Genomic DNA, 25,711 nt, shown 5'->3' with positions numbered 1-25,711 from the left:
TCCCTTAAGTCAGCCTGCCGGGATGAGACACAACCTCCCGGACGAACGGGTGCGATGACGGCGCGGGTCCTCTCCATCGCCAACTGCAAGGGCGGCACCGGCAAGACCACCTCGGCGGTCAACCTCGCGGCCGAGCTCGGGGCCCGGGGCTACCGGGTCCTCGTGGTCGATCTCGACCCGCAGGGCCATGCGGGGCTGGGGCTCGGCGTCACGGCCCGGCTCGGCTTCCCGACCGCCCACGCGCCGCTGCTGCGCCGCCCGGCCGGTCCCGACCGGCACGCCGGCCTCGACGGCGCCGTCCAGGCCACCGAGGAGGACAACGTCGCGGTGGTGCCGGCCGACCGGGGCTTCGACGGGCAGCTCGGCACCAGCGACATCCGCTGCCTCGCCGACGCCCTCGCGCCCTTGCGCCACGTCCACGACCTCGTGCTGATCGACGTGCCGCCGGCGGCGGCCGCGCTCACGGTCTGCGCCCTGATGGCGAGCGACGGGGTCGTCGTCCCCACCACCCTCGACCCCCTCGGCCTCGAGGGCGTGCGCCAGTTCGCCCGCTCCTACCACGACACGATGCTGCGCTTCCGCGCCGCGCCGCTCGGCCTCGCCATCGCGCCGATGCGCATCGACCTGCGCACCAACGTCGAGCGCGAGACGCTGGGGAGCCTGCGCACCGCCTTCGGGCCGGGCCAGATGGTGCGCGGCGTGCGCACCGACGTGGCGGTGAGCGAGGCCTTCGCCCGGCGCCGTCCGGTGCGGCGCCACCGCCCCCAGGCCCGGGCCGCGGAGGATTTTTCCGGGCTCGCCGACGATCTGGTGCAGCGCTTCGGCATCGACTGCGCCGCTGCCTTCGCCGACCCGCCCTGCGGACGCCAGGAGGGGTTTTCGCGCGGGATCTCGTGGCGATGACCTTTGGCGATGACGCGGGCAAGGTGATTCGCCGGGCGTGACGGGAAGGTCCGCGGATGCTACGAGCCGCCGCATGACGAAGCCTCCTTCTCGCGGCGGTTCCGGGCGGTCGCGGACCGGCCCGGGCGGACCCGCCCGCCCGCCGCGGGCCCGTACCGGACCGCGCAACACCGCCCGCGACGCCGCCGAGCGCGCCGCCGGCCTGGTGGTCTCCAACCGGGCCGCGCCTGGCAAGTCTGCGCCTGGCAAATTCGCTCCTGCGAAGTTCGCTCCTGCCGGGGCCGCTCCGGCGCGCCCCGCCTTCGGCCGCGACATGAGCGACGCCTCGCCCTGGGACCGGGACGAGGGGCAAGCCCGCGTGCCGGCCTCCAAGCCGAACCTGGGCAAGCCGAAGGCGGGCGGGTCGAAATCGGGCGAGCCGAAGCCGGACAGGCCGAAATCGGATCGGCCGCGCACCGGCGCGGCGGAGCGGGCAGCCGGACGGCCTGCGCGGAACGCCGAGCAGGAGGGCCGCGCGCCGGCCCGTCCGCGCCGGCAGGAGAACAGGCAGGATAGCCGGCAAGAGGGGCACGACGAGCGCCGGGAGGCCGGCGACGCGCCGCGCCGCGCTCCCGCAGAGGCCAAGCCTCCGACCCGCCGGGCGCTACGCGAGGCGACCGCCGAGGCGCTGGCCACCGGGGTGCAGACCCTGGAGGTGACGCCGGACGAGGCCGGGATGCGGATCGACCGCTTCCTCTCGGCCCGCTTCCCGCAACTGCCCTTCACCCGCATCCAGAGCCTGGTGCGCAAGGGCGAGCTGCGCGTGAACGGCAAGCGCGCCAAGGCCGCCGACCGGGTCGAGCCCGGCGCCAGCGTGCGCGTGCCGCCGCTCAGCCTGGAGGCGCGCCCGCCGGCCCCGAACTCGCCGCGCGCCGAGGGCGACCTCGCCTTCCTGCGCTCCCTGATCCTCTACGAGGACCAGGACATGATGGTGCTCAACAAGCCGTTCGGGCTCGCGGTCCAGGGCGGCTCGGGCACCACCCGCCACGTCGACGGCCTGCTCGAGGCGATGCGCGACAAGGACGGCCAGAAGCCGCGCCTCGTCCACCGCCTCGACAAGGACACGGCGGGTTGCCTGATCATCGCCAAGACCCGGCTCGCGGCGGCCACGCTCGCCAAGACCTTCCGGTCGCGGGCGGCGCGCAAGATCTACTGGGCGCTCGCCGCCGGCGTGCCGAAGGTGCGCCAGGGCCGGATCTCGACCTACCTCGCCAAGGAGGAGATCGGCGATGCCGACGCTCGCATGCGGGTGGCCAAGCACGGGGACGAGGGGGCGAGCCACGCGCTGACCTACTACGCGGTGGTCGACCAGGCCGGGCAGAAGCTCGCCTGGCTGTCGCTGAAGCCGGTCACCGGCCGCACCCACCAGCTGCGGGCGCATGCCGCCCATATCGGCCACCCGCTGGTCGGCGACCCGAAATACTTCGACATCGAGAACTGGGAGCTGCCCGGCGGCTTGCAGAACCGCCTGCACCTGCTGGCGCGCCGCATCGTCATCCCGCACCCCCGCACCGCCAAGCCGATCGACGTGACGGCTCCGCTGCCGCCGCACATGGCGCAGAGCTGGAATCTGCTCGGCTTCGACGCCGCCCGCTACGATCCGATCGTCGAGGCGCCGGAGGCGTGACGCTCCCGGCCGTCCGGCCTAGGCCGGGCCCGCGGAGCCCGGCCCCGAGGCCGAGCCCTTGGCAGGACGGCCGCGCGCCTTATTCTCAAGGCGGGCCGCCGCGGCCGCGGCACCAGCGCGGGCTCAAGCGACCCGTCCGGGAGTGAGACAAGCCAGATGAGACCCGCCGCGCTCGCCAGCCTCGGCCTGATCGGATTCCTCGCCTGCGCCGGGACGGCGCCGGCCCAGACGCCCGCGGCGACTCCCGCGCCATCGCCGGGCGCCGCCCCGGCGGGGGCTGTCACCTCCCCGGCAGGACCTGCCGCCCGTCCGGACGGCAAGCCCGCCCCGGTCCGGACCGAGGGACGCCAGCCGGACGGCCGCGCGGCGCCTGCGGACGGCAACGCCCCGGCTGCCCGGCCGGCGGCGCCCGAGCGCGCGGCGACGCCCCGGCGGCGGCGCCCGAGCTACGCCGCCTGCAACCGCGCCTCGCAGCGGCGCAGCCTGAAGGGCGGCGCACGACGCCGCTTCCTGATCCGCTGCCGCCTGGGCTATGAGCGGATCCAGCCGGGCCAGCAGCCGGCCCGCGCCAAGCCCTGACGGGCCGCCCGGGCCGCACCCGGCCAGCGAGGCGGCCCGAAACACCCATGATCCTCATCGTCTTCGACGTCGACGGCACCCTCGTCGACAGCCAGCACATGATCGTGGCGGCGCAAGGAGAGGCCTTCGCGGCGGTCGGGCTGCCGGCGCCGACGCGGGAGCGCTCGCTGTCGGTGGTCGGGCTGTCGCTGCCGCAGGCCTTCACGGCGCTCGTCGGCGCGGACGGGCCGGTGGTGGCGCTGTCGGAGGCCTACAAGCAGGCCTTCGGCCGCCTGCGGGCGCAGGCCGAGATCCGCGAGACGCTGTTTCCCGGCATTGCCGCCCTGCTCGCGCGCCTCAACCGCGAGCCGGCGGTGCAGCTCGGCATCGCGACCGGCAAGTCGCGCCGCGGCGTCGACCACCTCCTCGCGATCCACGGCTGGGAGGGCTGGTTCTCGACCGTGCAGACCGCCGACGACGCTCCCTCGAAGCCGCATCCGGCGATGCTCGAACAGGCGATGGCCGAGACCGGCGCCGCGCCGGGCGAGACGATCATGATCGGCGATTCGACCTACGACATGGTGATGGCGCGCGGCGCCGAGGTCACCGCGCTGGGGGTCGCCTGGGGCTACCACACGCCGGACGCCCTGCAGGCCGCCGGGGCCCACGCGGTGATGGACAGCGTCTCCGAGCTCGAAGCCGCCTTGTCCGGGCGGATCTCGGCGGCGTGAGACCCGTCTCGCAACCGCCGCCCCGGAGCCCTATCTTCCTCCCATGACCAACGACGTGACCCGTGACTGGCTCGGGGATCCGGAGGCGACGCCCGATCCGGTCCGTGCCGCCCGCCAATCGGCCAAGCCCGCGCTGCCGAAGCGTTTCTACACCGAGGCCGGCGTCGCCGAGGCCGAGGACGGCTACCGCCTCGTCCTCGACGGCCGCCCGGCCCACACCCCTGCCCGCCGCCGCCTCGCAGTGCCGCAGGCGGCGCTTGCCGCGGCGCTCGCCGAGGAGTGGGGGGCGCAGGAGGAGTTCATCGACCCGGCGCGGATGCCGCTCACCCGTCTCGTCAACTCGGCCCTCGACGGGGTCGCCGAGCGGCGCGATGCGGTGATCGACGATCTCTCGGCCTATGCGGGTACCGACCTGATCGTCTATCGCGCCGGCGACCCGGCTCGCCTCGTGGCGGCGCAAGCGGCGGCCTGGGACCCGGTTCTCGACTGGGCGCGGCAAGCGCTGGGGGCGCGGTTCATCCTCAGCGAGGGGGTGATGCACGTCACCCAGCCGGCGGAATCGGTCGCAGCCCTGCGTTGCGCCATCGAGGCCGTCGAAACCCCGACCGCGCTCGCCGGCCTGCACTCCTTGACGACGCTCACCGGCTCGCTGCTGATCGCGCTCGCCGTCCTCCACGGCCGCCTGACGCCGCAGGAGGGGTGGAGCGCCGCCCATGTCGACGAGACGTTCCAGGCCGAGGTCTGGGGGCGGGATGCGGAGGCCGAGGAGCGTCTCGCCAAGCGCCGGGCGGAGTTCGAGGCCGCGGCGCGGGTGGCGGCGCTCAGCGCCTGAGGGACCGGGGCGAAGCGCCCCGGCCTTCCATCCTTACTTCTTCAGCGTGCCGGTGGCGATGTCGGCATTGGGGTCGATCATCTGCGGCACCGACGGGCCGAAGGCCACGAGGCCGCTGGTGTCGATGCTGCGCACGTCCACCTCGGCGCCCGGCGCCATGCGGGGCAGGGCGGCGAAGAGCGGCATGCCGGCCGGCACGCTCTCCGAGAAGCCCGGCACGTCGAGGGCCGGGATCCCGGCCTGGTCGAGGCTGGTGCCCTCGGCGCGGGCGGCGGCGGAGCCGGCCAGAACGAGGCCGGCCGCGATGATGGTCTTGAGAAGCATCTCGAGGTCTCCGGTGCGGGGCAGATCCTGCCAAGCCAATTCTTGACAAGACAATGCGCGAACCCCGGCCGCGGTTCTCGACGACGCGAAAGAATGGCTCAGCCGACGGCGCGCCAGTCGGGCTCGGGTACCGCCGCGATGGCCGACAGCTGGTGGAACAGGTGGAAGCCGCAGGTCTCGGCGCCCCGCTCCGCCACCTCGGCGAGGAAGCCGGGCGGGGCCGCGGACGGGGCGTCGATGCAGCCCACGAAGGTCCAGGCCTCGCCGGTGACGAAGGCCGGCACCGGGAAGTCGTTCGGCACCGCGCAGACCAAGTCCGGCTCCGCGCGCCGGCGAAACAGGTTGTAGGTCGGCCAGCGCCGCACCGTGCGCGGCCGCGCGCGTGTGAACCCTGAGCCCACGCTGGTCACGGTCATCGTCAGTCTCCCCCCGGGTCCGAGCCGTTGCATCGTTGGCCGATGCATATCCGCCGTGATCGGAACCGCTGATCACATTCGATAAGGTTTGCGGCTTTTCTGGGCAATACTGCCGATACGGCGAAGCCTAGATTAGGCCGTGCGGCGGAAGGCGCAGGTGCCTACCCCTTTCGGCCGAGCTTGCCGGCGGTGTTTCAAATTTTTGAAGGTGGGGCTCGGTTTTTTCAGTTTTCCTTGCCGCCCTGGGTTCCGCATAGTCTCGTCCGACACGGCGATCGGGAGCGGCGAGACGCCGCCTCGTCTTCCCGGCTCGCCGCGCCCGCGTCGACGAGACCCGAGCGATCCGACACGAGATGGCCGGCGGCGCGTCCCGCACTCACGACACCGGACGGGCCCGAGCCCGGACGGGTCAGGCCGCAGGGCCGGAGGAGACACCATGGCTGGATCGAGACGCCCGGGACGCAACTTCCTCTTCGTGCCGGGCCCGACCAACGTGCCGGAGCGGGTCCGGCGCGCGATGATCGTGCCGATGGAGGACCACCGCTCGCCCGTCTTCCCCGAGCTGGTCCTGCCGCTGTTCGAGGAAGCGAGGAAGATCTTCAAGTCCTGCGACGGCCAGGTCTTCCTGTTTCCCTCGAGCGGCACCGGCGCCTGGGAAGCCGCGCTCACCAACACGCTCTCGCCGGGCGACCGGGTGCTGGCGCCGCGCTTCGGCCAGTTCAGCACCCTGTGGACCGACCTCGCCCGGCGGGTCGGCCTCGACGTCGCGATCCTGGACGAGGAATGGGGCACCGGCGCCGACCCGGCGCGGATCGAGGAGGCCCTGCGGGCCGACCGCGAGCACTGGATCAAGGCGGTGCTGGTGGTCCACAACGAGACCGCCACCGGCGTCACCTCCGACATCGGCGCGGTGCGCCGGGCGATCGACGCGGCCGGCCACCCGGCGATGCTCTACGTCGACGGCGTGTCGTCGATCGGCAGCATCGACTTCCGGGCCGACGAGTGGGGCGTCGACTGCGCCATCACCGGATCGCAGAAGGGCCTGATGCTGCCGGCCGGCCTCGGTATCGTCTGCGCCAGCAGGCGGGCGCTCGAGGCCGCAAAGACCGCCGAGTGCCGCCGCTCCTATTTCGCGTTCGCCGACCAGCAGAAGGCCAACGCCGCCGGCTACTTCCCCTACACCCCGCCGCTGCCGCTGCTCTACGGCCTGCGCGAGGCCCTGCGCTGCCTGGAGGAGGAGGGACTGGAGCAGGTCTTCTCCCGCCACCGGCGCCTCGCCGACGGTGTCCGTGCGGCTGTGCGGGCCTGGGGGCTGAGCCTCTGCGCGAGGGAACCGAAGTGGCATTCCGACACGGTGAGCGCCGTGATGGTGCCGGATGGGGCCGACGCGGCCGAGGTCATCGATCTCGCCTATCGCCGGTACAACCTCTCCCTCGGGGCCGGCCTGTCGCAGGTGGCCGGCAAGCTGTTCCGCATCGGCCATCTCGGCGACCTCAACGAGCTGATGCTGCTCGGCGCTCTCTCTGGAGCGGAGATGGCGATGCGGGATGCCGGCATCCGCATCGAGCCCGGCAGCGGCGTCGCGGCGGCGCAGGAGCATTTTCGCGAGACGCGGGTGGTGGAGTGAGGCGCAAGCTTCCTCTCCCCGCGGGCGGCCGCCGGGCCCTCCTCGAAATCGAGGGCGCGGGACCCCCTCCCCCGAGTGGGAGAGGGGTAGGGGTGAGGGTGGAGACGGTGCCGCAAGAAGGCTGAACCGTTGAGCTGCGCCGCTCGGCCTTCAGTGCTTGATCCTGAAGCCGAGCCACCCTCACGCGGGATCTTCGATCCCCACGGCCCCTCTCCCACACGGGAGAGGGGGGACTCGCGCCCTGTATTTTCCCGGCTTTCCCTGCCACGCGGGAGAGATCCCGCGCTCTTACCCTCAAGACCCGCTGCCACACCCCACCGACCATGCCATTCTGCCGCGCCAGGCCCCGCCGCACCGGGGCGCCGGAGACCGACATGTCCCACCGCATCGTCTTCCTCGACCGCGAGACCCTGGATGCCGACCTGCGGCGCCCGAGCTTCCCGCACGACTACGTCGAGCATCCCGTAACGGCGCCGGAGGAGATCGTGGCGCGGCTCGAAGGCGCCGACATTGCCATCCTCAACAAGGTGCCGATGCGGGAGGAGACCCTGTCGCGGCTGCCCGACCTGAAGCTGATCGCGGTCGCGGCGACCGGCACCGACGTGATCGACAAGGCGGCCGCCAAGGCGCGCGGCATCACGGTGGTCAACGTCCGCAACTACGCCTTCAACACCGTGCCGGAGCACGTGATCGGGCTGATCTTCGCGTTGCGGCGCGCGATCGTGCCTTACGCCAACTCGGTCTGGCGCGGCGATTGGGCCAAGGCGCGGCACTTCTGCTACTTCGACTACCCGATCCGGGACGTCGCCGGCTCGACGCTCGGCATCGTCGGCTACGGGGCGCTCGGCCGGTCGATCGGCCAGCGGGCCGAAGCCCTCGGCATGCGGGTGATCGCCTATGACGTGATGCCTCAAGCGGGCCTCGTCGATCTCGATACGATCCTGCGCGAGAGCGACGTCATCACGCTCCACGCGCCGCTGACGCCCGACACCCGCAACATGATCGGCTGGGACGAGCTGGCGCGGATGAAGCGCGACGCGATCCTGATCAACACCGCGCGCGGCGGCCTCGTCGACGAGGCGGCGCTCGCCGAGGCCCTGACCGCCGGCACGATCGGCGGCGCCGGCTTCGACGTGCTGACGAGCGAGCCGCCGCGGGACGACAACCCGCTCCTCGCCCTCGACCTGCCGAACCTCATCATCACCCCCCACGTCGCCTGGGCGAGCCGGGAGGGGATGCAGATCCTCGCCGACCAGCTCGTCGACACCATCGAGGCCTTCGTGGCCGGCCGGCCGCAGAACGTGGTGGAGTAGGGCGGGCGGGAGCGCTAGGGCGCCTCACGATCGCGTTGCAATCGCGAAGCGCTCTAGATCTTTGATTTTTGCCGCATTTTCTTCGACGAACCGGTACCCACTTCGTCGGAAAATGCTCTAACCCGCTCTCGCACCCGATGGATACCCCGCGCCGGCGGCGCGCCCGCGGCGGAGAGGACGACGATGAAGAAACTCCTGTTCCAGTTCGACACCGACCCGATGCCCAGCGTGTTCGACACGGTGGTGGGCTACGACGGCGGCGCCGACATCATCACCGGCTACCCCAACGTGACGCCCGACAACGTGGGGGCGCTCGTCGACGGCACGATCTACACCCGCGGCGGCTCGGACAAGAAATCGACCGCGATCTTCGTCGGCGGCGGCAGCATGGCGGCCGGCGAGGCGGTGTTCCGGGCGGTGCGCAAGCGCTTCTTCGGCCCGTTCCGGGTCTCGTGCATGCTCGACTCGAACGGCTCGAACACCACCGCGGCGGCAGGCGTGGCGCTCGTCGCCAAGGCGGCGGGCTCGCTCCAGGGCAAGCGCGCGGTGGTGCTCGCCGGCACCGGCCCGGTCGGCATGCGCTCGGCGGCTTTGCTCGCCCGCGAGGGCGCGAGCGTGACCCTCGCCGGACGCCAGCTCGCCAAGGCGGAGGAGGCGGCAAAGGCCATCGAGACCCGCTTCAAGGTCGCGATCCGGCCGATCGAGACCCCGGACGCCGAATCCCGCGGGGCCGCGGTCGCCGCGGCCGACGTGGCGTTCTCGGCCGGCGCCATCGGGCTCGAGCTCGTCTCCGAGGCGCAGTGGCAATCCGCCAAGGATCTCGCCTTCATCGCCGACTACAACGCCCAGCCGCCCCTCGGCTTCGGCGGGATCGAGGCGACGGACAAGGGCAAGGAGCGCCACGGCAAGACCGTGTTCGGCGCGCTCGGCATCGGCGGCCTGAAGCTCAAGCTGCACCGCGCCTGCGTCGCCAGGCTGTTCGAGAGCACCGAAGCGGTCCTCGACGCGGAAGAGATCTACGCGCTCGCGAAAGAGATGGCTTGATGACCCAAAATCTTCACTCCCAAAATCTTCACTCCCAGGATCTTCATTCGGAGGACACGATCCCGGGCTTCCTCGACGCGCTGGCGAGCGAGCGCCCGACCCCCGGCGGCGGCGGCGCGGCGGCGATCTCCGGCGGCATGGGGGCCGCCCTGGTCTCGATGGTCTGCAACCTCACTATCGGCAAGAAGAAGTACGCCGAGGTCGAGGCCGAGATGATCGCGACCCGCGAGCGCGCCGAGGCGCTCCGCGCACGGCTCACCGGCATGATCGCCGAGGACGTGAGCGCCTTCAACGCCGTGATGGGCGCCTACGGGCTGCCGAAGGCGAGCGACGAGGACAAGGCGGCGCGCGCCGCCGCGATCCAGGACGCGTTGCGGCTCGCCACCGACGTGCCGCTCGCCTGCGCCAAGGCCTGCCGGGCGGTGATCGACATGTGCGAGGGCATCGCCGAGCGCGGCAACCTCAACGTCGTCAGCGACGCGGGCGTCGCGGTGCTGGCCGCCCAGGCGGGCCTGCGCAGCGCCGCCCTCAACGTCTACGTGAACGCCAAGGCGATCGAGGACCGGACCTTCGCGGAGAGCCGCCTCGCCGATCTCGCCCGCGCGCTCGACGGGGCCGACGCCCTGACCGAGCGTGTCTACGGCCTGGTGAAGGCGAAGCTGACCTGACGGTCGGAGCGCCCGGCCGATCGCTGGGCGCCGGCCGCAAAGCGCCGAGCTCGTCGGCCGGGCGCCGAGGGTTTCCTCGCGCCCATGATCGGCGAGAGCGGCGGGCCGGGGCATCCCGCTCGCGCGTGATGGTCCGGTCCGCCCGTGACACCGTTCGAGCGGGAGCGGCAGGAACGGCGTGACGGCCGCGACCGTGGACGCGTCTCGCTGCCCTGTCCTCGCTCCAGGTTAACGCTGCGGCCGACTCTCGCACCACCGGGCATGTAACATTGTTGCAATCTTCCTCGTGCCGGCCTAGGTGAGGCGCGTCGCCGAGCGAGGGATTGGTGTGATGGGCAGGCTGGGAATCGGGACGCTGCTGCTGGCCTTGAGCCTGGCCTGGATCGTTCCGGCGCGGGCCGAGGCGCCGGTTCGCGTGGTGGCGACCTTCTCGATCCTCGGCGATCTCGTGCGGCAGGTCGGGGGATCGCGCGTCGCCGTGACCACCCTCGTCGGGCCGAACGGCGACGCCCACAGCTTCGTGCCGGCCCCGGCCGACGCCCAGGCGGTGGCGGCAGCGCGGCTCGTGGTGGTGAACGGCCTCGGCTTCGAGGGCTGGATCGACCGGCTGATCAAGGCCTCCGGCACCAGGGCCAAGGTCGTCGTCGCCGCCAGCGGCATCGTCCCGATCGAGGAGGACGACGGCCACGGTCCGGATCAAGGGCACTCGCACGCCGCCGACCCCCATGCCTGGCAGAACGTCGCCAATGCCAGGACCTACGTCGCCAATATCCGCGACGGGCTGGCGAGCGTCGATCCCGAGGGCCGGGCGGCCTATGAGGCCAACGCGACGGCCTACCTGGCGCGGCTCGACGCCCTCGATGCCGAGGTGCGCAAGGCGATCGGCGGCATCCCGGAGGCGCGCCGGCGCATCGTCACCACCCACGACGCCTTCGGGTACTTCGCCAAGGCCTACGGGTTGCGCTTCCTCGCGCCCCAGGGCGTATCGAGCCAGAGCGAGGCCACCGCCCGCGACGTCGCGGCGATCGTGCGCCAGGTCCGCCGCGACCGAATCCCGGCGGTCTTCCTCGAGAACATCTCCGATCCGCGGTTGATGCAGCAGATCGCCCGCGAGAGCGGCGCCAAGGCGGGCGGGCGGGTCTTCTCCGATGCCCTGTCCGAGCCCGGCGGTCCCGCGCCGACCTACCTCGACATGATGCGCCACAACGTGCGGGAATTCGCGGCGGCTCTGGCGAGCTGAGGCCTCCTAACGCAGGTCGAGCGTCAGGCTCCGGAAGCGCTTGCCGTCCCGCGACTCCTCGCACGGCTTGCCGTCGGAGCCCAGCGCCTCGCCGTCGTCGCTCAGCACCTGGACCCGGTCGCCGGCCGGGCTGACCAGGAGGGCCTCGGGCTGGAAGTCGGGAATCGGCGCGAAGGCCGCGGCGGCGCCCTCGACCCGCACGGGTCGGTCCGCCGGATCGCCCGACCAGCGGTAGAGGTCGAACGGCTCGCCCCCGCCGCCGGCCCCGCCCGCGAGGATGAAGTAGGCCCTGGCCTGCGGCGCGTAGGCGATGTCGCGGATGCCGCGGCCCTTGAGGTCGAGGGCGACCGGGGCGCCGAGGCGCGGGGCGGCGCCGGCCACCGCCTCCGCCGGGTTCTCCAGGGGGACCAGCAGGGCGTTGGCGTCGGTGTCGAGGGGATTGCGCAGGCCGAGCCAGAGCGACGTGCCGTCCGGCCGCGGCGCCATGCCCTCGATGTTGAAGCCCTTGCGCTTCGGGTCGAGGTCATCCCGCGCCGGCACGTCGAGGCCGATCCGCGCCGCGAACAGCGGCGACAGGGCGGCGAAGGCCTGCGGCAGACCCTTCACCGCGCGCCCCTTCGGGGCGAGGGCTGGCGTCCCGCCCTGGTCCGTCACCGTGACGACGGCGAGGCGGCCGCGGCCGGGGCTCTGCTTGCCGCCGCGCCGGCGGCTGTGCGAGCCGAGCACGTAGAGGTCGGAGCCGAGCCAGGTCGCGGATTCGAGGTCGGCCTTGCGGTCCTCGGGGGTGAGGCCGAGTTGCGGACCCAGATCGGCGCCGCCGAGCGGCAGCGCGTCGCCGCTCGCGCCGGCCCGGTAGAGCATCATCACGGTCGATTCGTCGTCGACCACCAGGAACCGGTCACCGACGCTGCCGCGCGGATACGGCACCGCGCCCGAGGCCTCGCACATCCCGCGATGCTCCAGGAGCGGCCCGACCTTCACCGGCTCGGCCGAGGCGGCCGAGGCGGCGAGGGACGAGACCACGAGCGCGAGGAGCGGCAGGGGGCGGGGCATCGGGAGACTCCGACGGACAATCTTCGAGATCCCACCCGCGGCCTCATCCTGAGGTGCCCAACCGGTCTTCGATCGGCGGGGCACCTCAGGATGAGGCCGCGGGTGGGCTAAGTTGAAACTGGAAGAGACGGATCACTCGGGAATGCCGCCTCACCCCCCGGTCATCGGCGGGAAGAACGCCACCTCGCTCGCGCCTGCGAGCGCCGTCCCGGGCTTGGCATGGACGCGGTCGACGGCGGCGCGGACGACGCCGTCGGTCTCGAAGGCGTAGGCGTATTCCTCGCCCCGGCTTCTCAGCCAGGCGACGAGGTCGGCGACCGTCGCCACGTCGGGCGGCAGGTCGAGGGTTTCCTCCGGACGGCCGATCCGCTCGCGGACCCAGGCGAAGTAGACGAGCTTCATCGGGCGGCTCATCTCTCGTCGTCGATGACGTGGCGGATGCCGGAGCGCATGTAGTCGTAGCCGGTGTAGAGCGTCAGCGCCGCGGCGAGCCAGAGCAGGACGAGGCCCAGCGTGCCGTTGCCCGGCAGCACCCGCTCGCCGGCCGGACCCGCGATCAGCACGCCGAGCGCGACGAGTTGCACCGCGGTCTTCCACTTGGCGACCCGGCTCACCGGCACGCCGACCTTCAGCTCGGCCAGGTACTCGCGAAGTCCCGAGACCAGGATCTCGCGGCACAGGATCACGATCGCCGCCCACAGCGACCAGCTGCGGATCGTCCCGTCGGCGCAGAGCATCAGGAGGCTCGCGGCGACGAGCAGCTTGTCGGCGATCGGGTCGAGCATGCGCCCGAGCGCCGAGCTCTGGGCGTAGGTGCGGGCGACGTAGCCATCGAGGTAGTCGGTGATCGCGGCGGCGACGAAGACCGCGACGGCGATCCAGCGCGCGGTCTCGTCCTGCGGCCAGAACAGCAGCGCCACCACCACCGGAACCGCGACCAGGCGGCCGTAGGTCAGGAGGTTCGCGAGGTTCAGGGCCGTCGAGCGGCGCCGGGGTACGACCACGTTCATCGCCGTCGGTGAAACCACGCGGGAGGAGGGGGCGTCAACAGAACTCGGACCGGACTCAGCGTCACGCATCGGCGATTCGTCACGCATCGGCATGAAAGAAGTCGTAGATCGCCCGGGCGGTGGCGGCGTTCACGCCGGGCGCCTTGGCGAGGTCCTCCAGCGCCGCGCGCTCGATCGCCTTCACCGTCCCGAAATGATGCAGGAGCGCGCGCTTGCGGGTCGGGCCGACCCCCGGGATCTCGTCGAGGGGGTTCTTCACCATCTCGCGCTTGCGCTTGGCCCGGTGCGCCCCGATGGCGAAGCGGTGGGCCTCGTCGCGCAGGCGCTGGACGAAATAGAGCGTCGGGTCCCGCGGCGGCAGCCGGAACGGCGCCTGGCCGGGGACGAAGAAGGTCTCGCGGCCCGCATCCCGGTCTCGCCCCTTGGCGATGCCGACGAGGGGCACGTCGGTCACCCCGACCTCGTCGAGGGCCTTGCGGGCCGCCTCGAGCTGGCCGCGGCCGCCGTCGATCAGCACGAGATCCGGCCAGGCCGGAAACGCCTCGGCGTCGGCCGGGTCCGGCGCGGGCTCCGGCTCCGTCGGCCCGCCCTCGGCGGCGGCGATCGCGGCCTCGGCCCTGGTGCGCGGGTGCTCCTTGACGAGGCGCGCGAAGCGGCGCTGGAGCACCTCCCGCATCATGCCGTAATCGTCGCCGGGCTTCACCTCCTCCGACTTGATGGTGAAGGTGCGGTAATGGGTCTTCATGAAGCCCGTCGGCCCCGCGACGATCATCGCGCCGACCGCGTTCGTGCCCATGATGTGCGAGTTGTCGTAGACCTCGATCCGGCGCGGCGCGACGCTCAGCCCGAACGACGTGCCGAGGGCGGCGAGCAGCTTGCCCTGCGAGGCGGTGTCGGCGAGGCGCCGGGCCAGGGCCTCGCGGGCGTTGCGGGCGGCGTAGTCGACGAGGTTCTTCCGCTCGGCGCGCTTGGGCGCGTGGATCTCGACCCGGTTCTCGGCCCGCGTCGAGAGCGCGGCGGCGAGCAGCTCCGCGTCCTCGATCTCGTGCGAGGTGAGCACGAGGCGCGGCGCCGGCTTGTCGTCGTAGAACTGGGCCAGGAACGAGGCCAGCACCTCGGCCGGGCTCATGCTGCGGTCGGCCTTCGGGAAGTAGGCCCGGTTGCCCCAGTTCTGCCAGTTGCGGAAGAAGAACACCTCGATGCAGAACTGGCCGGCCTGCTCGTCGAGGGCGAAGACGTCCGCCTCCTCGATGCCCTGCGTGTTCACGCCCTGCACGCCCTGGATGGCGGCGAGCGCGGCGATGCGGTCGCGGTAGCGCGCCGCCTTCTCGAACTCCCAGGCGTCCGACGCGGCCTGCATCTCGGCGGCCATGCGCTCCTTCACGGCGTTGGACTTGCCCGAGAGAAAACCCCGCGCCTCCGCCGCGAGCCCGGCATAGTCCTCGACCGAGATCTCGTTGGTGCAGGGGCCCGAGCACCGCTTGATCTGGTAGAGCAGGCAGGGCCGCGTGCGGTTCTCGAAGTAGCTGTCGGAGCAGGAGCGCAGGAGGAACGCGCGCTGGAGCGCGTTGACCGTGCGGTTGACCGCCCAGACGCTCGCGAAGGGGCCGTAATAATGCCCGGCCCGCCGCCGCGCCCCGCGATGCTTGACGAGCTGGGGCGCGTCGGAATCGGCGGTGAGCAGAATGTAGGGCAGGGACTTGTCGTCCCGCATCAGCACGTTGAAGCGGGGCTTCAGCTGCTTGATGAGGTTGGCCTCGAGCAGCAGCGCCTCGGTCTCGGTCGCCGTGGTGACGAACTCCATCGAGGCCGTCTCGGCGATCATCCGGGCGATGCGGTTGGTGTGCGCCTGGCCGCGGGCGTAGGACCCGACCCGGTTCTTCAGGTTCTTGGCCTTGCCGACGTAGAGCACGTCGCCCTTGGCGTCGAACATCCGGTAGACGCCGGGCGAGGTCGGCAGGGTGGTCCAGAACCGGCGGATCACGGCCGTGCCGGCCTGGATCGCGCCCGCACCTGCATCGAGGTCGAAGTCGATCTCGGGGGCGGTGTCGAGGGCGTCCACCGCCTCGTCGTCGTCCTCGATCGTGTCGAGGGCGTCGGGCGGCACGTCGTTCCCAGGCTGTCGGCTCATCAGGGCGATGTAGGCGGCCTGACCCCCGCTGGAAAGACCGCGCCTGGGCGCTAAAAGGCCTCCCTGACGAACGCATCCGCGAAGGATCACATCGTGACGCCCCGCCCCGCATGACGCTCCGCGCCTGCCGGACGCCCCGGATCCCGCCCCTCCGGCCCGACCTGCCGGCGGTGCGGATCGTCGAGGACGTCCTCTACCTGCCGCACAGCGAGGCGCGGGGCCAGCCCTCGGCCCTGTTCGACGCCGCGCGCCGCTTCATCCCCGAGAGCGTCGATTACCGCGGGCCCGGCACCACGCCATCCTGGCAGCGCACCGACTGGCCGCTGGACCTGCCGGCGGACGTACCCCTCGCCCCGGAGGAGGCCTACCTGTTCCTCGGCGGCGCCCACCTGCATTACGGGCATTTCGTGGTCACCACCCTGCCGCGGTTCTGGCCGCTGCTGCGGGGCCGGCCCGTGGCGCCGATCCTGTGCTACGCCCCGGCCCACGAGAGCCTGTGGCAGCCCTACCGCTTCGCCGTCGACATCCTGGCGCGGCTCGGCCTGGAGGTGCGCGACATCCACGCCTTCGAGGCGCCGATGCGCCTGCGCCGCGCGATCGTCCCGGCCCCGGCCTTCCAGGAGGAGGGTTTCGCCCACACGGTGTTTCGCGACCTGTGCCGGGAGATCGGGGCCGGCTGCTACGCCCCGGACGAGGTCGATGCCGACGCGCGCCCGGCCTACCTCGCCAAGACGCGGCTGTCGGGCGGCGTGCGCCGCTTCGCCAACGAGGAGGCGGTGACGGAGATCCTGGCGCGGGAGGGCGTCGAGATCCTGCACCCGGAGACGATGAGCTTCTCCGAGCAGGTCCGGCTCTTCGCTCGCCGGCGGGTGGTCGCGGGTTCGCTGGGCTCGGCGCTCCACACCGCGTTGTTCGCGCCGCCCGGCCGGCGGGTGGTGGCGCTGAGCCCCGGCCCGGCGATCAACCCGACCTTCCTGCTCGCCGATGCCCTGTGCGGCAACGCCGTGGCCTATCTCCACCAGCCCGGCACGGCGGAGGCGGAGCCGGGCGCCTTCGGCAGCCAGCAGGTCCTCAGCGATCCTCGCGCCGCCGCGGACGGGCTGCTGCGGCGGATGGCCAGGATGGCGGCCGCGCCCGAGCCGGGGCGGGGCGTGCTGTCGGCGGCCTGGTCGCGGCTCGGGAGGATGGCCGGGCGGGGGCGCGGGTAGCCCGCGCGCCGATGCCGACACCCTCCGGGTCATGGTCGGCGCCTCGGCGCCGCACTCACCGCCGTCAGTCGAACAGCGCGTCGATGTCGTTCTGGTCGACGTGGCCCGGATCCTCGTCGAGCTTCGGCCCGTTGAGGAGGCTGCTCTCGTCGTCGATGCTGACCCCGGCGCGCTCGCCGATCAGGTCCTTGAAGGCGTCGAGCCCGCCCCAGGCCTCGATCATCCGGTCGATGTGGTCCTCGACGAACTTCAGCACGCTGACGATCTTGCTGATGCGCTGGCCCGTCAGGTCCTGGAAGTTGCAGGCCTCGTAGAGCACCACGGTGCGGTCGAGGATCGCGTCGACGTCGGACTGGTCCTTCAGCCCGCCGGTCGAGCGCAGCACCGAGGCGTGGGTCTCGATGTCCTCGACGGCGGCCAGGATGGTGGTGGTGGCCCGTTCGGTGGCATCGACCACGGCGTCCAGCTCGCCGGCGGCCCGGCGCACGCCCTTGCCGTCGAAATCCTGCCGGTGCAGCACCGCGATCTCGTGCTTGGTCCGGCCGATCGCGGCCTTCATCACGTCGAGCTCGGCCCGCATGCCGTAGATCTCGTTCATCTCCCGCCGGCAGGCGTCGATCACGTCGCCGGTGGTGGTCTCGGTCAGACGCTTGAGCTCGTTGACCTTCGCCAGGATCTCGGCGATCCGGTCGTCGTTGGGCGAGGACGACGGCGCCGCCGCCTCGACAGGAGCGGAGGCAACGCCGAGACTGTCCTCGATGCGGAAGCGCTTGTTCTTCATGGGTCCGAGAGAGCCTGCAACCGCGGCCGTATCGCACGGCCCACGTGGGCCAATTTCTCCAAGATTGATTGCGAATTGCTGAATGCCTGCCGGGGCCTGCCCCGGCAGTGACGAAGGATTCACGATGCGGCCGAATTAATGATTCGCCGCAAGGATTTAGCGAAACGCTCACCACGTTCCTTCACCGCCCGGTCCCGGGGGCCCTGCTCTCCTGCCGCCATCGCCGGGCTGCGGCAGGGGTTTTCGGGGACGGGTGCGATGGTGGTGCGCGGGATGGTGCTGGCCGGGGCGATCGCGGCCGGTCTCGGAGCGGGTCTCGAAACGCCTGCGGCCCTGGCGCAGGGCGCGCCGGGCCCCTATGGCGGCGGCTTCATCGAGTTCCTGATGACCGGGCAGGACCCGGCCGCCGCGGCCCGTCCGCTGCGCCCGGCCCCGGTCGCGCCGGACGGCACGATCCTTCCGGGCCGCGGCTACCGGCAGGCCAGCTACGCCGCCGCCGGCACCTCGGGCGCCCAGGTCGGCTACGCGCCGGTCGCGCCCGGGACGGCGCTGCATTCCGGCGATCCGGTGCCGTCGCAGGACTATCCCCGCCGGGACTATCCCCGCCAAGCCTATCCCCGCCAAGCCTACGCGCCGCAGGCCTACGTCCCGCCTCCGGTCTACGCCCAGCCTCAAGCGTCCCAGGCCTACGCCCCCGACCCGTTCGAGACGCCCCGCGGCCGCCCGGCCCCGGTGGCGCTGCCGGAGGCCCGGGAGGAGGGGATCGGCCGGGCGATGGATCCGCGCTTCCAGCGCCAGGAGGTCGCCTATGACGGCGGCCAGCGGCCCGGCACCGTGGTGATCGATACGCCGTCGCGCTTCCTCTACCTGGTCCAGCCCGGGGGCCGGGCCCTGCGCTACGGCATCGGCGTCGGGCGGCCGGGCTTCACCTGGTCGGGCATGAAGACGGTCAGCGCCAAGCGCGAATGGCCGGACTGGACGCCGCCGCCCGAGATGCTGCGCCGCCGCCCCGACCTGCCGCGCCACATGGCCGGCGGACCCGCCAACCCGCTCGGGGCCCGCGCGCTCTATCTCGGCTCGTCGCTCTACCGCATCCACGGCACCAACGAGCCCCACACGATTGGCCAGTCGGTCTCGTCGGGCTGCATCCGGATGATGAACGAGGACGTGACGGATCTCTACGAGCGCGTCCCTGTCGGCGCCCGCGTGCAGGTGATCTGAAGACCAGGTGATCTGAAGGCCCGAGATCTGACGCGAAAAAGGCCCCGCCGCGTCGCCGCGGCGGGGCCCTTCAATTCAGCGTAACGGCCGATCAGACCCAGTCGTCGCTGCCGCTGTCGCCCATGTCGCCGTCGAAGGAGGCGTCCTGGAAGCCGGCATCGTCGCCGCCGAGGGGAGCGCCGAAATCCTGGCTGCCGCCCTGGTCGCCGAAGTAGTTGTTCTCGATCACGGTCTCGCCGCCCGCACCCGCCGCACCGGCGCCGCCGAGGCCCGCCATGCTGCCGAGCGAGGAGTGGCCGCCCGCGAAGGCGTTGCTGAGCGCGCTGCCGAGGAGCATGCCGCCGGCCGCGCCCGCGGCCATCGGCAGCGCCGTGGCGAGGAAGCCGCCGCCGCGCTGCTGCGGCGCGGCTTGCCCGCCCCAGGGACCGCCCTGCTGCGGGGCGTAGCCGGGCTGCTGCGGGGGATAGCCCTGCTGCGGACCGCCATAGCCGGGCTGCTGCGGCTGGCCGTAGCCGCCGCCCTGGTTGCCCCAGGCGCCGCCACGCTGCGGCGGCTGCTGCGGCTCGGGCCGCGACCCGCCGCCGAAGATGCTGGAGAAGAAGCCGCCTCCGCCGCCGGAGCCCTGGCCCGCAGCCTGGCCGCCGCGCTGGGCCTCGGCCCGGGCCTGCTCGAGCTGCTGGTTGAGGCTCTTGATCGCCTCCTCCTGCACGTAGACGAGCTGTGCCATGGCGTAGGGGGCGTAGGGCTGGGCGCGGATCTTGTCGGCGATGAAGCGCTCCGCGTCGGCATCGCGGGGCTGCTGCGCGGCCTGCTCCAGTCGCTGGAATATGCCGTTGATGACGTCGCGTTCTTCGCTGTTCATGGAGCCGTACTCCTTCGGTTGCCGGCGGGCGGGCCCGGCCCGGCGCCCACGAGATGGGCAGGGGGCCGGCATTTGTCACGGGGAGGAAACGCCCGAGCGGGGCATTTTCGATCCCACAGGACATTACGTTTTCGACAGGTCGTCTCATCCCGGGATGCCCGCCGGTGCGAGGCGGCGCCCTAAGGCCCGCCGCCCGGGTCCGCGCCCGCACGCCCGCTTTCTGGCGCCCGCATCCCCTGGTAAGGGGAGCGCGAAGACGCGGCACGTGCGGATGCCCGCGGGAGGAAAGTCGAATGGATCGCAAGACGGTCGGTGGCGTGTCGGTGGCCGCGGTGCTGCACGATTTCGTGGTCGAGGAAGCCCTGCCGGGGACCGGGATCACCCCGGAGGCGTTCTGGAGCGGCCTGTCGGCCATCGTGCGCGACTTGAGCCCCTGCAACCGCGCCCTGCTCGAGACCCGCGACGCCATCCAGGCGAAGATCGACGCCTGGCACCGCGAGCGGGCGGGCCGGCCGGTGGACGAGGCGGCCTACAAGGCCTTCCTCACCGAGATCGGCTATCTCCTGCCCGATCCCGGCCCGGTGCAGGTGCATACCGGCGACGTCGACGACGAGATCGCCGCCATCGCCGGCCCGCAGCTCGTCGTGCCGACCTCGAACGCCCGCTACGCGCTCAACGCCGCCAATGCCCGCTGGGGCTCGCTCTACGACGCGCTCTACGGCACCGATGCGGTGTCGGAGGAGGGCGGCGCCACTCGCGGCAAGGGCTACAACCGCGCCCGCGGCGACAAGGTCGTGGCTCGCGCCCGCGAGTTCCTCGACGCCGCCCTGCCGCTCGCCGGCGGACGCTACGCCGACGCGACCGGCTTCTCGGTCGAGGCGGGCAGCCTCGTCGCGAAGACCAAGGACGGCGCGCTCGCCCTTGCCCGGCCCGAGGCCTTCGCGGGCTATCGCGGCTCGGCCGAGGCGCCCACCGCCCTGCTCCTGCGCCACAACGGCCTGCACGTCGAGATCGCGGTCGACCGCGACCACCCGATCGGCCGCACCGACCCCGCTGGCGTCGCCGACGTGCTGGTCGAGTCCGCGGTCTCGACGATCATGGACCTCGAGGATTCGGTCGCGGCGGTCGATGCCGACGACAAGGTCGTGGTCTACCGCAACTGGCTCGGCCTGATGAACGGCACCCTCTCGGCCCCGGTCGAGAAGGACGGCCGCCGCTTCGAGCGCAAGCTCAACCCCGACCGGGTCTACACCGCCCCCGACGGCCAGGGCGAGGTCAGCGTGCCCGGCCGCTCGCTGATGCTGGTGCGCAACGTCGGCCACCACATGTTCACCGACGCCGTCCTCGACGCATCCGGTGCCGAGGTGCCGGAGGGCATCCTCGACGCCGCCGTCACGGCCCTGATCGCGATCCACGACCTCAAGAGCACGTCAGGCATCCGCAACAGCCGCCGCGGCTCGGTCTACATCGTCAAGCCGAAGATGCACGGGCCCGAGGAGGTCGCCTTCGCGGTCGAGCTGTTCGGGCGCGTCGAGGCGATGCTGGGCCTCAAGCCCAACACCCTCAAGATGGGCATCATGGACGAGGAGCGCCGCACCACCGTCAACCTCGCCGCCTGCATCAAGGCGGCGGCCGAGCGGGTGGTGTTCATCAATACCGGCTTCCTCGACCGCACCGGCGACGAGATCCACACGTCGATGGAGGCCGGCCCGGTCATCCGCAAGAACGACATGAAGGGCACGCCCTGGATCAAGGGCTACGAGGCGAACAACGTCGATGTCGGCCTCGCCTGCGGGCTGCTCGGCCGGGCGCAGATCGGCAAGGGCATGTGGGCGGCGCCCGACGCGATGGCCGACATGCTGGCCCAGAAGGGCGCCCACCCGAAGGCCGGCGCCTCGACCGCCTGGGTGCCCTCGCCGACCGCCGCGACGCTGCACGCGCTGCACTACCACGAGACCGACGTGAAGGCCCGTCAGCAGGAGCTGGCGCGCCGGCCGCGCCAGGCCCTCGACGAAATCCTGCAGATCCCGCTCGCCCGCTCGAACTTCGCCCCCGACGACGTGCAGCAGGAGATCGACAACAACGTCCAGAGCATCCTGGGCTACGTCGTGCGCTGGATCGACCAGGGCGTCGGCTGCTCCAAGGTGCCGGACATCCACGACGTGGCCCTGATGGAGGACCGCGCGACGTTGCGGATCTCGTCGCAGCACATCGCCAACTGGCTGCACCACGGCGTGGTGTCGCAGGACCAGGTGATGGAGACGATGAAGCGCATGGCGCAGGTGGTGGATCGCCAGAATGCCGGCGACCCGCTCTACCGGCCGATGGCCCCGGGCTTCGACGGACCCGCCTTCCAGGCCGCCTGCGACCTGGTGTTCAAGGGCCGCGTCCAGCCCAACGGCTACACCGAGTACGTGCTGCACGCCCGGCGCCGCGAGGCCAAGGCCGGCGGCGCGCCGGCCTGACGCCGGGGAGGGGCGCCCGGGTCGCCGGGCGCCCTTTCTCGTCCCTGGGAGTAGTCGGGCGTTTCGTCGAAACGCTCGACGGTCTTCACGCCTTCCCGGTCATTCCGGCCTCCGCGTTCGCGGCTCCGGAACGACCCGGAGGGTCGTAGGATCGGAGGGGCTGATCGAACGGGCTCCGCGACCTAGAAATTCGCCCGCGCCTCGATGCTCGAATAGTAGCCCGAGCCCTGGACCCGGTCCTGCACGAAGCCCGCCGCCAGCGACATCTGCACCGGCCCGAACTTCACGCCCGAGAGATGGGCGCCGATCCGGTACTGGCGGAAGAAGTCGTCGCCGAGAAACAGCGCCTCGGGGCCGATATAGACGCCGTCGGCGACCATGTAGCCGACGCGCAGGCGGGAATAATAGGCGTTGAACTTGGTCGAGTACGAGCCGTAGGCCGACACCATGGTGCGGTCGGTGGGGTTGGCGTAGAAGTTCGCGGCGACGCGCAGGCCGATGCCGGTGCCGACCACCGGGTTGCCGGGATCGGGGATCGAGAGCTGGTTGCTGCGCACGTTGAAGCCGATGAAGCCGGCGAGCGCCGCGTCGCGCCACACCCACTCGTAGCCGGCCATCGCCGAGCCTTCCTGCTGGTAGCCCGTCACCCGCGAGGCGACGGCCTGACCCGGATAAGAGTAGGTGCCGGCGATGGCCTCGACCCGCACCCGCGGGCCGCTCTGGCTCGGCGAGCCGGCGAGCGGCGCCGTCACGGTGACCGAGCCGAAGGCCGAGCTGTTCGAGGTGACGCTGGTCGAGCCGTCGACGGCGACCGCCCAGCTGTCGTCGACGGCTTGCGCCTGCGCGCCGGTATACCAGTCGGCGTCGGTGCCCGGCGCCCGCAGGTCCGCCGCCCGCGCCGTGCCCGCCGCGGCGAGCGCGGCGAGGCCGGCGCCGGCGACACGGCGGAGTAGTCCAGATTTGATCGAGGCAATCAACGCCGCCTCCTACGCAACATACCGAGATACTGTGCACTGGTTTATGCGGGGAGACGGTTAAAATTTAGCGTGCCTGATCCGACGATCGGATCGGCAAAATTTACCTAGCGGACAAGAGAGCGACCGCGCGCCGCGCCGATCAGGCGGCGCGGGCGGCCAGCACGGCGGCGAGGTCCTCGCGCCGGAACGGCTTGTCGAGCTGGAGGAAGCGGCGCGCCGCGGCGGGCAGCTGGCCGTGCGGGCTCGCCAGGACGACGCGGATGCCGGGATGGCGCTCGACCACGGTGGCGGCGAGCTGGAGGCCGGTCATCACCGGCATCGCCTGGTCGGCGATCATCGCGTCGAAGGCGGCGTCGTGGGCGAGCAGCCCCAGGGCGTGCTCGCCGGAGGCCGCCTGGACCACCTCGTGGCCGAGCTCGGCCAGGGCCTCGACGAGGCTGGCGCGCACGAGGCTGTCGCTCTCGACGAGCAGGATGCGCAAGACGGGCTGCGGGCCCGGGCCGGCGATGGCGGCGTGGGGCGGAGCGGCGGGACCTGCCGTCCGCGCCCGCGCCTCCGCGGGACGCGCCTCCGCGCGCAGCCAGGCCTCGGCCAGGAAGGCCTCCTCGCCCGTTCCGTCGCTGAGGACGCGCCAGCCGCCGCCGCTCGCGACGAGGAGCCGCGCGACGGTGTCGAGCGCCTGCCCGTGCGGCCGCGCGGCGGCGCCCGCCGGGCGCCGCCCGCTCGCGAACAGCACGCGCAAAGCCGGGCCCTCCGGCATCCCGGGCACCGGGGTCGCATCGGCCGCGTGCCCGGCCGCGCCGACCGCGAAGCCGTGCAGGCCGAGGTCGCGGACATGGAAGGCGAGGTTGAGCAGCACCAGCTCGACCATCCGCTCGCCGCAGGCCGCCCTCGGGAGGTCGTCGGGGATGCGCGTGACGAGGGGCGCGTCGCGCAGGACGTTGGCCTGGAGGAAGGGCAGGAACGCCGCGACCGTCGCGGCGAGGTCGCAGGCGCCGATCTCCGCCGGAGGGCCGTCGCCGGCGAGGTCGCCGCCGCGCACCAGGCCGAGCAGGCGCCGGGTCAGCGCCGCCCCGCGCTGGGCTCCGGCGAGCGCCGAGTCGGTCAGGGCCGCCTGGCGCGCATCGAGGCCGGTCTGGCGCCGCAGCACCCCGAGATTGGCCAGCACCACCGTGAGCACGTCGTTGAAGTCGTGGACGATGCCGTCGGTGACCCGGCGCAGCACGAGGTTGCGCCGCCGCTCGTTGGCGCCGGCCGGGCTGTCGGCGGGCTCGCCGTCGCGGATCGTCCGGCTCAGCGCGTGGACCCGGATCCGGCCGGCGGCGTCGCGGCCGCGCAGCAGCCGCACCAGCAGGCGGCGGCCGGATTCGGGCCCCGGCCCGCTCGTGCGCAGGATCACGTCGTGGGGCCCGTCCGCTCCGAGGGCCGCTTTCAGGGCAAGGTCGAGGAGGGGGCGGTCGGCGGGCTCGAACCGGGCGGCGAGGTCGCCCAGCGTCGCGACGCGGTCGGCTCCCGCCAGGGCGCCGGAGCCGTCGGGATCCGACCACACGACCTGCCGGGTCTCGGGATCGATCTCCCAGCAGGTCCAGCCCGACATCGCCTCGAAGGTGTGCAGGCGGCCGCGCACCCGGTCGAGGCCGGTCCCGGCCCCGGCGAGGCGGGCGTCGAGGCTCTGGGCCCGGTCGCGGACGGTGCCGGCGACCGCCGCGATCTCGCGCACCCGCGACGCCGGCGCCGCGCCGCCGGTCTCGTCGGCGGTGCCGGCCTCCTCGGCGAGGCGGCGAAGGCGCGCCGAGACCCGCCCGCCGAGGGCGTAGCCGAGGCCGCCCGCGGCGAGCACCAGGGCGAGGCCGAGGGCGATCAGGCGCGGGTCCGCTCCGGCGGATGTGAGCGGGATCGCCGGCGCCGAGGCGGTGACGAGCCAGCCGGGGCTCGCGATGTCGCGGCTGCCGCGGGTGGGCGCGGCCTCGTGCGGTCGGGGATCGTCCGGAGCCGGCAACGGACCGACGAGCGCCCGCCCGTCCGCCCCCGCCACCGCGAAGCGGATCGCGTCGCCGGCGCCGAGCGTCCGGCGGACGCGCTCGCCGATGCCCTCGAAATAGGCCGGGCTCGCGCGCAGCACGACCCGGTCCGACCGGCCGGGCTGGCCGAGCGCCAGGGTCAGCGCGAAGGGCGCCTCCGCGGGGCCCGCCGCCACCGCGACCTGGGTGTTGCGCGCGAGCGCGCGGTCGACCCGCGTCCCGCCGGGCCCGCCGGCGGCGCGCAAGGTCCCGTCGGGGGAGAGCAGGGCGGCATCGCGATAGCGCGGATTGAGGGCGAGCCAGTCCTGCAACCGGCCCGTGCGCCAGGAATCGGGCAGGGTCGCATCGTCGAGGCGCAGGAGCAGGGCGGCGTTGCGGGCGTCGTTGATCGAAGCGCTCAGCTCCTCGTCGAGGGCGTCGGCGTAGGCGCGGGCCGCCTGGACGAGGGTGTGGGCGAGCGCCGGCCGCTCCGGCGTGGACGGGGCCCCGGAGAGGGCGCCGCCGAACCAGGCCAGCCCGAAGGCCGCGGCCGCCACCGTGGCGAGCTGGGCCGCGTTCAGCACCTTGAGCGAGATCCGGACCGAGTCCAGCATGAACGGGTTCCACGGCGCGCCCGCGAGCACCGGCCGGACGGACGGTACACGCGTGCCGTATCCTGGA

At 72.7% G+C, this 25,711-nt stretch carries 23 protein-coding genes; 13 read left to right on the top strand and 10 right to left on the bottom strand.

Annotated elements, in window-relative coordinates; all coding sequences use genetic code 11:
• Positions 1-54: 54 nt before the first annotated feature.
• The 5 genes from ACS5PV_RS19990 to ACS5PV_RS19970 all read left to right on the top strand — a co-directional run bounded on the left by ACS5PV_RS19990 (position 55) and on the right by ACS5PV_RS19970 (position 4,690).
• The gene (locus tag ACS5PV_RS19990) at positions 55-903 is read left to right on the top strand and encodes a ParA family protein (protein ID WP_455397085.1); all 849 of its coding nucleotides are present in this window, start codon (positions 55-57) and stop codon (positions 901-903) included.
• Between the two features lie 313 nt (positions 904-1,216).
• Positions 1,217-2,569 carry an RluA family pseudouridine synthase gene (locus tag ACS5PV_RS19985; RefSeq protein ID WP_455397101.1) on the top strand — a complete coding sequence of 451 codons (1,353 nt, stop codon included), beginning with the start codon at positions 1,217-1,219 and terminating at the stop codon, positions 2,567-2,569.
• A 156-nt stretch (positions 2,570-2,725) separates the two neighbouring features.
• Positions 2,726-3,148: a hypothetical protein gene (locus ACS5PV_RS19980; protein WP_455397084.1), complete on the top strand. Its 423-nt coding sequence runs from the start codon at positions 2,726-2,728 to the stop codon at positions 3,146-3,148.
• Between the two features lie 47 nt (positions 3,149-3,195).
• A complete protein-coding gene (locus tag ACS5PV_RS19975; protein ID WP_455397083.1) occupies positions 3,196-3,858 on the top strand; it encodes an HAD-IA family hydrolase in 663 nt (220 codons plus the stop codon).
• Between the two features lie 43 nt (positions 3,859-3,901).
• A complete protein-coding gene (locus tag ACS5PV_RS19970; protein WP_455397082.1) occupies positions 3,902-4,690 on the top strand; it encodes an ATP12 family chaperone protein in 789 nt (262 codons plus the stop codon).
• A 33-nt stretch (positions 4,691-4,723) separates the two neighbouring features.
• Here ACS5PV_RS19970 and ACS5PV_RS19965 read toward each other — a convergent pair whose 3' ends face one another.
• The gene (locus ACS5PV_RS19965) at positions 4,724-5,014 is read right to left on the bottom strand and encodes a hypothetical protein (RefSeq protein ID WP_455397081.1); all 291 of its coding nucleotides are present in this window, start codon (positions 5,012-5,014) and stop codon (positions 4,724-4,726) included.
• Positions 5,015-5,112: 98 nt separating this feature from the next.
• Positions 5,113-5,430 carry a hypothetical protein gene (locus ACS5PV_RS19960; RefSeq protein ID WP_455397080.1) on the bottom strand — a complete coding sequence of 106 codons (318 nt, stop codon included), beginning with the start codon at positions 5,428-5,430 and terminating at the stop codon, positions 5,113-5,115.
• 436 nt (positions 5,431-5,866) lie between these two features.
• On the opposite strand from ACS5PV_RS19960, the gene ACS5PV_RS19955 reads away from it, so the two are divergent.
• From ACS5PV_RS19955 to ACS5PV_RS19935, 5 genes are all read left to right on the top strand, one after another.
• Positions 5,867-7,057: an aminotransferase class V-fold PLP-dependent enzyme gene (locus ACS5PV_RS19955; RefSeq protein WP_455397079.1), complete on the top strand. Its 1,191-nt coding sequence runs from the start codon at positions 5,867-5,869 to the stop codon at positions 7,055-7,057.
• A gap of 374 nt (positions 7,058-7,431) precedes the next feature.
• Entirely contained in the window at positions 7,432-8,370 is a 939-nt protein-coding gene (locus ACS5PV_RS19950; RefSeq protein ID WP_455397078.1) for a D-2-hydroxyacid dehydrogenase, read from the top strand.
• A 183-nt stretch (positions 8,371-8,553) separates the two neighbouring features.
• The gene (locus ACS5PV_RS19945) at positions 8,554-9,414 is read left to right on the top strand and encodes an NADP-dependent methylenetetrahydromethanopterin/methylenetetrahydrofolate dehydrogenase (protein ID WP_455397077.1); all 861 of its coding nucleotides are present in this window, start codon (positions 8,554-8,556) and stop codon (positions 9,412-9,414) included.
• Positions 9,414-10,082 (top strand): methenyltetrahydrofolate cyclohydrolase, encoded by a 669-nt coding sequence (gene fchA, locus ACS5PV_RS19940; protein WP_455397076.1) that lies wholly within the window; start codon positions 9,414-9,416, stop codon positions 10,080-10,082. Before ACS5PV_RS19945 ends, fchA begins: the two co-directional genes overlap by 1 nt.
• Positions 10,083-10,413: 331 nt before the next feature.
• The gene (locus tag ACS5PV_RS19935) at positions 10,414-11,322 is read left to right on the top strand and encodes a metal ABC transporter substrate-binding protein (protein WP_455397075.1); all 909 of its coding nucleotides are present in this window, start codon (positions 10,414-10,416) and stop codon (positions 11,320-11,322) included.
• 6 nt (positions 11,323-11,328) lie between these two features.
• Here the strand turns inward: ACS5PV_RS19935 and ACS5PV_RS19930 are convergent, their stop codons facing one another.
• The 4 genes from ACS5PV_RS19930 to uvrC all read right to left on the bottom strand — a co-directional run bounded on the left by ACS5PV_RS19930 (position 11,329) and on the right by uvrC (position 15,516).
• Positions 11,329-12,375, bottom strand: coding sequence for a DUF3616 domain-containing protein (locus ACS5PV_RS19930; protein WP_455397074.1), 1,047 nt, complete (start codon positions 12,373-12,375; stop codon positions 11,329-11,331).
• A 150-nt stretch (positions 12,376-12,525) separates the two neighbouring features.
• Positions 12,526-12,777 carry a molybdopterin converting factor subunit 1 gene (moaD, locus tag ACS5PV_RS19925; RefSeq protein WP_355292099.1) on the bottom strand — a complete coding sequence of 84 codons (252 nt, stop codon included), beginning with the start codon at positions 12,775-12,777 and terminating at the stop codon, positions 12,526-12,528.
• Positions 12,778-12,785: 8 nt separating this feature from the next.
• Entirely contained in the window at positions 12,786-13,385 is a 600-nt protein-coding gene (pgsA, locus tag ACS5PV_RS19920; RefSeq protein ID WP_455397073.1) for a CDP-diacylglycerol--glycerol-3-phosphate 3-phosphatidyltransferase, read from the bottom strand.
• 79 nt (positions 13,386-13,464) lie between these two features.
• Positions 13,465-15,516, bottom strand: a complete 2,052-nt coding sequence (gene uvrC / locus ACS5PV_RS19915) for an excinuclease ABC subunit UvrC (RefSeq protein ID WP_455397072.1) — start codon at positions 15,514-15,516, stop codon at positions 13,465-13,467.
• A gap of 110 nt (positions 15,517-15,626) precedes the next feature.
• On the opposite strand from uvrC, the gene ACS5PV_RS19910 reads away from it, so the two are divergent.
• Complete coding sequence (locus ACS5PV_RS19910; RefSeq protein ID WP_455397071.1) at positions 15,627-16,724, top strand: glycosyltransferase family 61 protein; 1,098 nt, start codon at positions 15,627-15,629, stop codon at positions 16,722-16,724.
• 64 nt (positions 16,725-16,788) lie between these two features.
• Here ACS5PV_RS19910 and ACS5PV_RS19905 read toward each other — a convergent pair whose 3' ends face one another.
• Positions 16,789-17,505 (bottom strand): chemotaxis protein, encoded by a 717-nt coding sequence (locus ACS5PV_RS19905; protein ID WP_455397070.1) that lies wholly within the window; start codon positions 17,503-17,505, stop codon positions 16,789-16,791.
• 258 nt (positions 17,506-17,763) lie between these two features.
• Between ACS5PV_RS19905 and ACS5PV_RS19900 the strand changes: the two genes are divergently transcribed.
• Positions 17,764-18,726 (top strand): L,D-transpeptidase family protein, encoded by a 963-nt coding sequence (locus tag ACS5PV_RS19900; protein ID WP_455397069.1) that lies wholly within the window; start codon positions 17,764-17,766, stop codon positions 18,724-18,726.
• A 91-nt stretch (positions 18,727-18,817) separates the two neighbouring features.
• Here ACS5PV_RS19900 and ACS5PV_RS19895 read toward each other — a convergent pair whose 3' ends face one another.
• Positions 18,818-19,588: a DUF2076 domain-containing protein gene (locus ACS5PV_RS19895; RefSeq protein WP_455397068.1), complete on the bottom strand. Its 771-nt coding sequence runs from the start codon at positions 19,586-19,588 to the stop codon at positions 18,818-18,820.
• Positions 19,589-19,881: 293 nt separating this feature from the next.
• On the opposite strand from ACS5PV_RS19895, the gene ACS5PV_RS19890 reads away from it, so the two are divergent.
• Positions 19,882-22,053, top strand: a complete 2,172-nt coding sequence (locus tag ACS5PV_RS19890) for a malate synthase G (protein WP_455397067.1) — start codon at positions 19,882-19,884, stop codon at positions 22,051-22,053.
• A gap of 182 nt (positions 22,054-22,235) precedes the next feature.
• On the opposite strand, the gene bcsS is transcribed toward ACS5PV_RS19890, so the two are convergent.
• Both bcsS and ACS5PV_RS19880 read right to left on the bottom strand, forming a co-directional pair.
• Positions 22,236-23,018: a cellulose biosynthesis protein BcsS gene (gene bcsS / locus ACS5PV_RS19885; RefSeq protein WP_455397100.1), complete on the bottom strand. Its 783-nt coding sequence runs from the start codon at positions 23,016-23,018 to the stop codon at positions 22,236-22,238.
• A gap of 151 nt (positions 23,019-23,169) precedes the next feature.
• On the bottom strand, positions 23,170-25,644 hold the full coding sequence (locus tag ACS5PV_RS19880; RefSeq protein ID WP_455397066.1) for a response regulator: 2,475 nt from the start codon (positions 25,642-25,644) through the stop codon (positions 23,170-23,172).
• Positions 25,645-25,711: the final 67 nt, after the last annotated feature.

The sequence above is a fragment of the Methylobacterium sp. Gmos1 genome (genome assembly GCF_053764715.1).
Note: the sequence above shows the minus strand (reverse complement) of the source record. Positions and strands in the feature narration are given on the sequence as shown.